Origin of the sequence: Algibacter sp. Ld11 (genome assembly GCF_045066735.1) — a bacterium.
In the GTDB taxonomy this organism is placed as follows: domain Bacteria; phylum Bacteroidota; class Bacteroidia; order Flavobacteriales; family Flavobacteriaceae; genus Algibacter.
This window is the reverse complement of sequence record NZ_JBISHH010000024.1, coordinates 119458-131961: the sequence shown is the minus strand read 5'-3', so window position 1 is coordinate 131961 and position 12504 is coordinate 119458. Positions and strand designations below refer to the sequence as shown.

The following is a 12504-nucleotide window of genomic DNA, read 5'->3' as shown; positions in this document are numbered from 1 at the left end:
AGATTTATAGGTAATGGTAAATGCTATATTGTATTTTGTGTGTACTATTTTTCCATTTTATTATAGATAAGTGTTATTTTTATGAAAAATAAAACATAATGAAGCCACAGTTAGAACTGATAGAAAGAGAGATAGATAGTTCTATTCATACTTTTTATTACGAGAACGATTGTTTTTCTTCTCCATGGCATTATCACGAAGAGTATGAGCTCACTTTAATTTTAAAAGGTAGTGGTATTCGTTATACAGGAAATAGTATCGAGAATTTTTACCCAGGAGATTTGGTTTTAGTAGGGCCTTCTTTGCCTCATTATTGGAAAAATGATGCAGCGTATACAGGTGGTGTTATTTCTATATGTATACAATGGAATCATGAAGTTCTCAATAAGTTTATAGAAGATAGTATTGAGTTTTATCAAATACAAGCATTATTGCAACATGCTAAGTTTGGAGTTCGAATACACCCTCTTTTTAAGGACAATGTTGAAGATAAATTTAAAAAAATAGTAGATTTAGAACCGGGTAAAAAAATGGTTGCATTCATAGATTTATTGTTAGAATTAGCACAAGCTCCCAAAATAAAAACACTATCTGGTGTAGTAAAAGGGCTTTCTGTGGATAAGCAAAGTGATAATCGAATTCAGAAAATATTAAATTATATTAGTACTAATTACACTAAAAAAATTTCCATCAAAGAGATGGCAGAACTTACCTTTATGACCGAAATATCGTTTTGTAAGTTTTTTAAAAGAAGATTTAATAAGTCTTTCACAAACTATTTAAATGAATTTAGAATTCGTAAAACATGCCAGTTATTGCGAGATACAAACCAAAAGTTAATTGATGTAGCATTGAACTGCGGTTATGAGAATATGTCTTTTTTCCATAGGCAATTTAAAAAGTATTTGAAAATAACCCCGGGGGAATATAGAATGTTGTATAAGTAGGTATTCTATCTTTACTTTATTAAAAATATTGCCTTGTTTTTAATATTAAGGAGTCTATTTTAAAAGCCAACTTTATTTGTGATATTAGGAAGTTAGATTAGTAATAGTTCGTATTTTAGTTTTTGGAATAGATTAATAATTTTGGTTAATTAATAATAGAAAATTACAATGACATCAAATTTTGAATTATTAGATTATATTATTTTTATAGCATACGCTATCTTAATTTTAGGTGTTGGTCTTTGGGTCTCACGTGATGCTAAAGGGCATGAAAAAAATGCAGAAGATTACTTTTTGGCAAGTAAAAGTTTGCCTTGGTGGGCTGTTGGAGCTAGTTTAATTGCAGCAAATATTTCTGCAGAACAGTTTATTGGAATGTCTGGTTCTGGTTTTGCTTTAGGGTTAGCTATTGCATCTTACGAGTGGATGGCGGCTCTTACCTTAATTATTGTAGGAAAGTATTTTTTACCCATATTTATTGAAAAAGGTTTATATACTATTCCTGAGTTTGTTGAGAAGCGGTTTTCAACAAACTTAAAAACCATTTTGGCTGTATTTTGGATAGCATTATATGTGTTTGTTAATTTAGCGTCCGTATTATATTTGGGATCCTTAGCTTTGGAAACCATTATGGGTATTCCCATGATGTATGGTGTTATTGGTTTAGCGCTTTTCGCTGCCGCGTATTCATTGTACGGAGGTCTTTCTGCAGTAGCTTGGACCGATGTAATACAAGTTGTGTTTTTGGTTTTAGGAGGTTTGGTAACTACCTATTTAGCTTTAAACACTGTTTCAAATGGTCAAGGTGTTGTTGAGGGTATTAAAGTGGTCTATGCCGCTGCTCCAGATAAATTTACAATGATATTAGATGAGTCAAATCCAGAATTTAAAAACTTACCAGGTATTGGAGTTTTAGTTGGTGGATTATGGGTTGCTAATTTATACTATTGGGGATTCAACCAGTATATTATACAGCGAACATTAGCGGCTAAATCGCTTAAAGAATCACAAAAAGGAATTTTATTAGCAGCTTTTTTGAAATTAATAATCCCTGTAATTGTAGTGGTTCCGGGTATAGCAGCTTATGTTATGGTTAATGATCCGGATATTATGGCGCGTTTAGGAGATGTGGGTCTAAATAATTTACCTTCACCAGAACAAGCAGATAGAGCTTACCCTTGGTTATTACAGCTTTTACCAACAGGAATGAAAGGAATTGCGTTTGCGGCCTTAGCTGCTGCAATTGTGTCTTCGTTAGCTTCTATGCTAAATTCTACTTCAACCATTTTTACAATGGATATTTATAAACAATATATTAATAAAAATGCTAGTGATAAGGCAACTGTAAATATAGGAAGAATTTCTGGTGGAGTTGCTTTAGTTATTGCTTGTATTATGGCACCGTTATTAGGAGGGATAGATCAAGCATTTCAGTTTATTCAAGAGTATACAGGTATTGTATCTCCAGGTATATTAGGTGTATTTATGTTAGGGTTATTTTGGAAAAAAACGACCAATAAAGCAGCTATTATAGGTGCCTTAGCCTCAATTCCAATCGCGGTTGCGTTTAAGGCGACCGAAATGCCATGGATGAATCAAATGGGGTTATCAGCTGTTTTTACTATGGTTATAATTGTAATAGCGAGTTTATTGCAACATAAGGGAAAAGACGATGAAAAGGGTATCGAAATTACAAAAGAACTTTTTAAAACGACCCCTTTGTTTAACATTGGTGCATTCGCTATTATGTTAATATTAGTCGTGTTATACGTGTTATTTTGGAATTAGAAATTACGTATACAGAATAATTTTTAGTTTTAGAACTTAATATAGAATAAGAGCACTACTTATTTTTAGTGCTCTTATTTGTGGTTCTAATGCAACGAGATAACAAAGTGTTATCTATACTTTTATCGCTCTAAATTTGTTCTAGTAAAAGTTAATATTAAGTTATTTTAAAGTAGGTTATATTTGCTTTAAATCTTTTAAGAATAACTTATTTTCGGTATGAAAATTCCCCAGTGCTTTTTGTTGCTTTTGTTTTGCTTTTTGGGGTTTGGACAAGAGTTGCCGCCAATTGAAAGATTTACTACAGAGGATTACAATGGTGATAATCAAAACTGGATGATTTCTCAGGCCGAAAATCAATTTATATATGTAGCAAATAATAAAGGTTTACTAGAGTATAATGGCTCAGAATGGAAAACGTATAGCTCACCAAATAAAACTATTATTAGAGCCGTTAACGCTATTGGAGATAGAATTTATACCGGCTGTTATGCCGATTTAGGGTATTGGAAAAAAAATAACGTAGGTGCTTTAATTTACACTTCACTAAAGCCTAAGTTAGAGGTTGGAGTTTTAAACGACAATCAAGTTTGGAATATTTTGGAGTATAATGAGTGGGTTGTTTTTCAAACAAGTAAAAGCATTTACTTTTATAATCCCAAAACTGAAATATTCAAAATTGTTTCTGCAACACAGAATATCTATAAAATATTCAAAGTTAAAAACAGAATATATTATCATGTAGCCAACCAAGGAATTTATGTTGTAGAAAATGGAAAATCCAAGATAGTTGCTGCAGACGAGGTTTTAAAAACCGATCGTGTTATTAATGTTTTTGAAAGCAATCAAAATTTAGTACTAGCAACCCGGAGTTCAGGTTTTTTTAAGTTGTCCGATAGTAAATTAACAGCCTGGGATATTTCAGCCGCAGCTTTATTAAGCGACATAGATATATTTAGTACTATTCAATTAAAAGATGGTAGTTTTATTATCGGCACAATTTCCGATGGAGTTATTCATTTAAGTTCTAAAGGAGATCTTAAGTATCAAATTAATCAGAAAAAAGGGCTAACAAATAATACGGTTTTATCGCTGTTTGAGGATCGTGCTAAAAATGTTTGGGCGGCATTGGATAATGGGGTTAATTGCATTAATGTAAAATCTCCAATTAAAACCTTTATCGATTACGAAGGTGTTTTGGGAACCGTTTATACTACACAAGTTTTTAAAAATAATTTATACATCGGTACAAACCAAGGGTTGTTTTATAGAGAGCTTCATCAAATTAATAATGCTTTTAAGTTTGTTGAAGGCACTGCTGGTCAGGTTTGGGAGTTGTTTAATTTAAATGATGAGTATTTATTTTGTGGTCATCATTTTGGCACCTTTATCATTGATAGTGATAAATCGGAAAAAATTAGTGATACACTTGGTGCATGGGGTTTCAAAACCATACCTCAACATAAAAATTATCTGCTTCAAGGAAATTATAGCGGACTTTTAGTATTAGAAAAGTTGGATAATAAATGGCGGGTTAGAAATAAAGTTGAAGGCTTTGAAAACTCCTCGAGGTATTTTGAAATAAACCATCAAAACCAAGTTTGGGTTAATCACGAATATAAAGGGGTTTTTAAGTTGAAGCTCAACGATAGTTTAACTAAGGTAGAAAAGCTAGATATTGAAGCAAGCTTGCCTTTAGGTGAAAGTTCTAGTTTAATAAAGTATAAGGATAATGTGCTATATGCATCTGAAGAAGGTGTTTTTAAGTATTCTGAAGTAAACAGAACCTTTAAGCGTGATAGTTTATTGAGTACTATTATTGATAAAAACGATTATGTTTCAGGACGGCTTGTCGTTGATAAAATAGGAAGGTTATGGACATTTTCTAAAAACAATATAGGTTTCATTGAAAATGATAACGTTACAAACACATCGGTAATAACCAATATTCCTATTCCGTTAAAATTTCGAAAAGGTATTTTGGGGTTCGAAAATATTTCATCTATTACGCCATCTACATATGTATTGGGAACAGCAAACGGATATATTACATTAGACCTTAATGAGACCCATAAAAAAGATAAGCATTTAATTTATTTAAACAAAGTCGCATGGCATGCGAATGATGACACCGTGGTTCCTCAGGATATTAGTTCAAAGGGTGTTTTTAAATTTAAATACGGCTTGTTAGAGTTTAATTATGCCGTTCCGGAATACGAGCGTTACGTGGGTGTAAAGTATCAATACATTCTGGAAGGTGATACTGATAAATGGAGTAAATGGAAAGAAGCATCGGCAGTTACATTCGAGAATTTATCTTTTGGTACTTATACCTTTAAGGTTAAAGCGAAAATAGGTAACATATTATCTCAAAATATAGCAGCTTATACTTTTGAAGTTTGTAGGCCGTGGTATTTTACAAATACAGCTATTGCGGCTTATGTTCTGTTGTTTTTTGTAATTGTGTTTATTACGCACAAGGCTTATAAACGTTATTATATTAAAAAATTCGAGAAAGAACAATTGAAGAGCCAGCAGCTAGTCATGAAAATAAAAAATGAAAAACTGAATAGTAATATTGAGAGTAAAAATAGAGAGTTAGCTATTTCTACCATGAGTATTATTAAAAAGAATAAGGTTTTAAACAAGATTAAAAAAGAAATTAAAAATAGCAAAGACAACGATAATATTGAAGCAATAAAGCTTATTGATAATAATTTAAACGACAATAAAGATTGGTCGTTTTTTGAGAAAGCCTTTAACAATGCAGACAAAGATTTTTTTGGTAAAATTAAAAAGGAGCATCCAGATTTAACACCAAACGATTTACGTTTTTGTGCATATTTAAGACTTAATTTATCTTCAAAAGAAATGGCTCCACTTTTAAATATTTCAACTAAAAGTGTCGAGACCAAACGTTACCGTTTACGTAAAAAATTAGGTTTAGAGCATGATGACAGTCTAGTTAACTATATGTTAAAGTTCTAGTAACACGACAATCGTAAATTTCACCACGACATTACCACTACAACAGCTGTTAAGCCTTGTTATTATTGACTTGTTGTTTGCTTTTTTTAAAAATGCGATTTATCCCTTATTGCTAGAGGTTTCCGATGCAATCGCTCGATTTTTACATTCAATTAATACAATGTTCGTTTTTTATCGACTTTAAAAATTAGAGCCTTTTTATTTTCAGAGATTAACTTTACATAGACTTAATTTTATTTTCGAGTAAAAAATTCATTCAAGTTTTAATTTTGACATCAAACTTAAAACAACATTTTTATGAAACTAAAACGATGTAATCAAAAAACAAAAACAATACTATGTATGCTGTTTTTGTTTGTGGCTACAATGTCGACGACACAAGCTCAAAATATAATAAATGGAACCGTGTTAGACGAGGCAAGAATGCCTTTACCTGGTGCTTCCGTAATTCTAAAAGGAACTAATAATGGAACATCTACCGATTTTGATGGTAAATTTTCTATAAATGTAACAAAAGACGACGCTACTTTAGAGGTGTCTTACGTGGGTTACATCACTAAAGAAGTTTCTATTTCTAACCAATCTCTTACTGTTATATTACAACCAGATGTTAAAGCTTTAGACGAAGTTGTTGTTACCGCCTTAGGTATAAAGAGAGAACAAAAAGCACTGGGATATTCAGTACAAGAAATAAGTGGAGAAACTATTCAAAAAGTATCAGGCGTAGATATTGGTACATCACTTTCGGGAAAGGTTGCAGGACTTTTGGTAAATAACTCAACCGATTTTAATGTAGCTCCGGAAATAACAATTAGAGGGGAAGAGCCATTATTGGTAATAGATGGTATTGCATATCAAAATAGAACGCTTAGTGATATTTCTTCAGAAGATGTTGAGTCTATGTCTGTCCTAAAAGGAGCAACGGCTTCTGCTTTATATGGTTTTCGTGGAGCCAACGGTGCTATTTTAATCACAACAAAAAACGGAAGCACTGGTGACGATGGTTTTAGTGTTAATTTAACAAGTAACACCATGTATTCAGCTGGGTTTTTAGCTATTCCAGAGCGTCAAAGTGTTTACGGTCGAGGTACTAACAATACTTACAACATAAATACCGACGAATCTTGGGGGCAAGTGATGGATGGCTCGTTGCAAACGCAATGGGACCCTATTGCTAAGGAGTTTAGTGAGTTTGAGTATTCTGCAATTGGTAAGGATAATTTTAAAAACTTTTTAGAGCAAGGTTCTATTACAAATAATAATATAAGTATTGCATTTAAGGAAGATAAAATTGCTTTACGAAGTTCTGTTAACTGGATAGAGCAAAAAGGACAATACCCAAATTCTAAGTTAGATAAATTTACCTATTCTTTTGGTGGAGATGTTAATTTAGATAAGTTTAAATTAAGTTCAAACATCTCTTATTCTAAAAGAGAATCTCCAAACATGGGGTCTAACGGTTATACATCTTACGACCCAATGTATTCTTTATTAATTTGGAGTCCTGCAGATTGGGATGTACGTGATTATAAAGATAATTATTGGTTAATTCCTGGGGAGTTACAAAACAACCATTACGGATACGATTTTGAAAACAATAATTATAGCGGTAAAAATCAAAACAATCCTTATTTTGATAGATATCAAAAAACCAACGAAGTATCTCGCGACATTTTTAATGCTGATTTAACCATGAGTTATGATGTGGCAGATTGGTTAAAAGCAACGGTGCGTTCTGGGTTAGATTTTTTCGTTGATCGTGGTCAGCTTAGAGTATCTCAAGGGTCTTATACATCTACGGGAAATACATCTGTACCTGGTGCGTCTTCTACATGGAATGGCTCAAGAACAGGTGCTTATGTAACAGGTAAAACTCAAGGTTTCAGTATAAATAATGATGTATTACTTTCTGGTGATAGAAAATTTGTTGATGATAAATTTGAGGTTGAATACCTTGCCGGAGGAACGATATATTACCAAAGGAATGATAATTTAGCGGCAAATACTGAAGGAGGTATTTCTATTCCCGAATTTTTCTCATTAAATGCTTCTGTAAATCCTGCTTCTGTAAATGAAAGTATAAGTCAACAACAAGTTAATTCGGTTTTTGGCCGATTAGGTTTGTCTTGGAATAAGTTAATTTATGTTGATATCACGGGGCGTAACGATTGGAGTTCTACTTTAGCTGGCCTAGGTATTCCAGACTCAAAACAATCTTATTTTTACCCATCTTTCTCAGGGAGTTTTGTGGTGTCAGAATTAATAAAGGAATCTACTAGAGATTGGTTGGATTTGTTGAAAATAAGAAGCTCATGGACACAATCTAAAAAACCTGCAGGTATTTACGATATTAATAGTGTTTTTAGCACGTCTCCAGGTACTTGGAATGATTTAAACGGAGCAAGTGCTCCTAATAATTTATACAATTTATCAAGTATAAGTCCAGAAAGCGCAAATACTTACGAGGTTGGGTTGCAAGCCATGTTCTTTAAAAAACGCTTTACTATTGATGCGTCTTACTACAAGAAACACATGTACGATTTTTTAGAAACAGGTGCGTTATCTGCAGCATCTGGTTACACAGGAGTTGTGCTTAATAAAGATGATGAAGTGGATCGTAAAGGTTGGGAATTAGCGCTTACCGGAACTCCAATTAAAACAGACGATTTTCAATGGGATTTAGGTGTTAACTGGTCAACTTATAAAGATGTTTATGCTAAAATTGATCAAACATATACGCAAAATGATAGTAGACCATGGATTAAAGTAGGGGAACGCACCGATCATTATGTAGGAGCAGAGTTTATGACGGATCCAACAACAGGTCAACACGTTTACAGCAATGGACGGATAGTTAAAAATCCATACAGTTCTGTATACGGATACTCTAATCCAGATTGGATATGGGGAGCAAACTCAACGTTACGTTATAAAGATTTTAGTTTATTTCTATCTTTTGATGGTTTAATTGGTGGTATTTCTAGTTCTAGAACCGAGAGTTATATGTGGCAATCAGGTGTGCATCCAGATTCTGTAACACCGGAAAGAGCCTTAGATGTTGCAACACCAGGATCATCAAATTATATAGGTGAAGGTGTTATGGTTACCAGCGGAACAGTTGAGTTTGATACCGATGGTACTATCCTTAGTGATACTCGCGTTTTTGAAACAAATAATATAGCAACAACATATTTAAGAGCAGCTAAAGATTTGCATGCCAGTAGCGCTTGGGGAGGAACAGGTACAACAACCGATGCTTTTTCTAGAACCTACCTTAAACTACGTGAAATATCTTTAAGCTACAGTATTCCTTCAATGTATTTAAGTAGTTGGGGTGCTAAAAGTGCATCTATTAGTTTAATAGGTCAAAACGTGTTGTTATGGTCAAAAGATTATAAATATTCCGATCCAGATAATAGAACTGAAGATTTTGCCGATCCATCAGTTAGATATCTTGGTGCCAATATTAAAGTTTCATTTTAGTAAGAACGCATATAGAAATAAGCAAGGTTGCAATGTCAATATTAAAAACCAAGCAAATTCTATTTTACTGATAACAATTAAATAAAAACAAATGAAAAATTTAAAATATATATATTTATTAACAGTCGTATTTGCTTTTACATATTCATGTAGCAATTTTGAAGATATAAATACAAATCCAGATGCTTCTACCATTGTTGCTCCAGATATGTTAGCAACCCAAGTGTTGAAAAATACATTTACAACCAACGGAAGTGGAGTCTTTGAGTTTGTATCAGGTAACTTATTCAATAAACATATTGCTGCCTTAGATCCAAGTATTCCAAGTTCAGCGCAATATTATTTTGCATCTTTTGGTAGTTTTGGTGATTATAGTATGCTTACCGATTTGAAGTTTATGACGCAATTTGCCGAAGGAAACCAAGCTGAAGCGTCTTATATGGGTTTAGCGTTATATCTAAAAGCATATTATGGCTTATCGGCAACATTAGCGATGGGTGATGTGCCTTATTCTGAAGCAGGTATGGCGGACGAGGGGATTACACGACCTATTTACGATAAACAAGCAGATGTATTTGTTCAAATTTTAGACGATTTACAAACAGCAGAAGCCTATTTTGCCCAAGGTTATAATTTTGATGGAGATATTATGTATGATGGTGATGCTGAAAAATGGCAAAAGCTATGTAATGCTATGCAGTTAAAAGTGATACAAACCATAAGTAAACAAGCTACAGATGATCAAAAGGCTCGTTTTGCCGCTGTGGTAAGTGCAGGTAATTTATTGGAAAGTAACGATGATAATTTCAAATTGGTTTACACCGAAATTTCAAATGCTAACCATCAATTCTATAATGGTGAAAACCTTAGAATTAATACAGCTATTTCAAAACTAACTGTCGATGTCTTGAAAACAAATAAAGATCGCAGATTGTTTTATTTTGCCGAACCTGCACAAATATTATTAGATGCTGGAAATTCTGCTTCTGATTTTGATGCCTACGAAGGTGCTTTAACATCTTTAGATCCAACTACATTAGCTTTTAACAAAGATAATGGCGATTATTCTTTATTAAACTCACGTTATGTTGATTTTATGGATGGAGAGCCCTTGTTGCGTTTTACTTTTGCCGAACAATGTTTTATTATTGCTGAAGCTATTGAAGAAGGTTGGGTTACCGGAAATGCTCAAGAATATTACGAAAATGGAGTAAAAGCTATGCTTGAATATTATAAAGATTTGCCAAATACAGATGGTTATGTTCAGGGTATGGCTATCGATCAAGCTTATATTGATAATTATTTTACTGGAGACGCGGTTTATGCCACTACAGGAACCAAAGCAGATAGATTAAAACAAATTTTAACACAACGTTGGTTAATAGATTTCTTTCAGGGTAATGGAGGTAATTATCCGCAATTTTTAAGAACTGGTTTTCCTGGATATCCGCTAGATCCAGCAACAAGTTTAAATCCTGATGATACTTCGGTTTACCCAAAGCGTTGGAAATATCCAGTGTCAGAACAAACAACAAACCCTGATAATTATCAAAAGGCTATTGATGATCAGTACGATGGGTATGATGGTATAAATAAAACACCTTGGTACTTACAGTAATAATTCTGTAAGATATAAACTTATAAAAAATCTAAAGACGAATTATTTGTCTTTAGATTTTTTGATGCTTAAAATATTTAATGACTATAGATTATGTTAAAACTAATAAGTAAAATTTTTTCAATACTATTAATAGTTTGTTTTTATTCCTGTGATGAAAATTCTAACACAAAAATAAATTTTGCTAAAAACCCGGTTATAGCCCACCGTGGCGCATGGAAAAGTCAAAATTTACCTAAAAATTCAATAGCTTCATTAAAGGAAGCTATAGCTCTCGGATGCACAGGTTCGGAGTTTGATGTTAGAATGACTGCGGATAATGTACTCATTGTTGCTCACGATGCAGAATATCACGGATTAGAGGTGGAAAAATCTACTTATGCAGAATTGTCCAAATTCAAATTATCAAACGGTGAAATACTCCCCACTTTAAGAGCATATATTTTGGCAGGAATAACCAATAATGATTCTACAGGTTTGGTCTGCGAAATAAAACCTTCTAAAATTAAAGGGCGAAATGCGGACATTGCCGAAAAGGTTGTCTCTTTGGTTAAAGAGCTAAAGGCTAATCCTTATATTTTGACTTATATTAGTTTTAGTTACGATACTCTCAAGAAAATTAAAACGCTTGATGCGCAAGCAAAAACCCAGTATCTAGATGGGTCAAAGGCACCAGAAACATTAAGTTTAGATGGTATTTCAGGATTAGATTATTTGGTTTATAAGTTGAAAAAACATCCGGAATGGATTTCGTCGGCCAAAAAAATGGGATTAACGCTAAATGCCTGGACAGCTAATAAGGTTGAAAACATTGAGTGGTTACTTGTAAATAATTTCGATTATATTACAACAGACGAACCTGAATTGGTTTTTAAAAGTATTGAGACAAGCCCCATAAAAAAAGGATATCAACTTGTTTGGAGCGATGAGTTTAACTATAAAGGCAAGCCCGATTCAGCAAAATGGACCTATGATTATGGGTTTAAAGCTAATAATGAAAAACAATATTTTACCGATAGTTTAAAAAACGCAAGGGTAGAAAACGGGTATTTAATTATTGAAGCTCATAAAGAGAAAGTCGTTAATAAGGATTTTAAAAACCCTGAGATTAAGGGATGGCAAAAATATAAGTCTGAAATTGATAGTGCCCAGTATACATCGGTTCGATTAAAAACAGAAGGTCTTGCAGCATGGCAATACGGCCGTATTGAGGCTAGAGCAAAATTACCTAAAGGTCGCGGTATGTGGCCAGCAATTTGGATGCTGAGTGAAAAGAGGGAAGGTATAGGTTGGCCGGAAAGTGGCGAAATTGATATCATGGAGCATGTTGGTTATGATAATGATACCATTCATGGTACTATACACACTAAGGCTTACAATCACATGAAAGGCACACAAAAGGGCAAAACTATTTTTATTGATAAGCCTAATGATACATTTCATATGTTTGCTGTAGAATGGACGCCCGAAAAAATAGATTTTATTTTGGATGGAGTAGTGTACAATCATATCGAAAATGAACATAAAACCAATGCAGAATGGCCTTTTGATAATCAGTTTTATTTAATAATGAATGTTTCCGTTGGTGGTATGTGGGGCGGGAGACAAGGCATAGATGATTCTATTTTTCCCCAGAAAATGGTGGTCGATTATGTACGCGTTTTTCAACAAAAAAAGTAA

General features: G+C 33.2%; 6 protein-coding genes. All 6 read left to right on the top strand.

What is annotated here, in order from left to right; genetic code table 11:
- Positions 1-98: 98 nt before the first annotated feature.
- The 6 genes from ACJJV4_RS10940 (at position 99) to ACJJV4_RS10915 (ending at position 12504) form a co-directional block, all read left to right on the top strand.
- A complete protein-coding gene (locus tag ACJJV4_RS10940) occupies positions 99-947 on the top strand; it encodes an AraC family transcriptional regulator (protein WP_405294335.1) in 849 nt (282 codons plus the stop codon).
- 168 nt (positions 948-1115) lie between these two features.
- Positions 1116-2735, top strand: coding sequence for a sodium/sugar symporter (locus ACJJV4_RS10935; protein WP_405294333.1), 1620 nt, complete (start codon positions 1116-1118; stop codon positions 2733-2735).
- A gap of 219 nt (positions 2736-2954) precedes the next feature.
- Positions 2955-5723 (top strand): triple tyrosine motif-containing protein, encoded by a 2769-nt coding sequence (locus ACJJV4_RS10930; protein WP_405294331.1) that lies wholly within the window; start codon positions 2955-2957, stop codon positions 5721-5723.
- Between the two features lie 297 nt (positions 5724-6020).
- The gene (locus ACJJV4_RS10925) at positions 6021-9206 is read left to right on the top strand and encodes a SusC/RagA family TonB-linked outer membrane protein (protein WP_405294329.1); all 3186 of its coding nucleotides are present in this window, start codon (positions 6021-6023) and stop codon (positions 9204-9206) included.
- Between the two features lie 91 nt (positions 9207-9297).
- On the top strand, positions 9298-10824 hold the full coding sequence (locus ACJJV4_RS10920) for a SusD/RagB family nutrient-binding outer membrane lipoprotein (protein WP_405294327.1): 1527 nt from the start codon (positions 9298-9300) through the stop codon (positions 10822-10824).
- Between the two features lie 93 nt (positions 10825-10917).
- Positions 10918-12504 carry a family 16 glycosylhydrolase gene (locus ACJJV4_RS10915; RefSeq protein WP_405294325.1) on the top strand — a complete coding sequence of 529 codons (1587 nt, stop codon included), beginning with the start codon at positions 10918-10920 and terminating at the stop codon, positions 12502-12504.

What these genes read in the sequence shown, in the direction of transcription:
- ACJJV4_RS10940 (WP_405294335.1), top strand. Translation starts at nt 99, where the DNA reads ATGAAGCCACAGTTAGAACTGATAGAAAGAGAGATAGATAGTTCTATT.
- ACJJV4_RS10935 (WP_405294333.1), top strand. Translation starts at nt 1,116, where the DNA reads ATGACATCAAATTTTGAATTATTAGATTATATTATTTTTATAGCATAC.
- ACJJV4_RS10930 (WP_405294331.1), top strand. Translation starts at nt 2,955, where the DNA reads ATGAAAATTCCCCAGTGCTTTTTGTTGCTTTTGTTTTGCTTTTTGGGG.
- ACJJV4_RS10925 (WP_405294329.1), top strand. Translation starts at nt 6,021, where the DNA reads ATGAAACTAAAACGATGTAATCAAAAAACAAAAACAATACTATGTATG.
- ACJJV4_RS10920 (WP_405294327.1), top strand. Translation starts at nt 9,298, where the DNA reads ATGAAAAATTTAAAATATATATATTTATTAACAGTCGTATTTGCTTTT.
- ACJJV4_RS10915 (WP_405294325.1), top strand. Translation starts at nt 10,918, where the DNA reads ATGTTAAAACTAATAAGTAAAATTTTTTCAATACTATTAATAGTTTGT.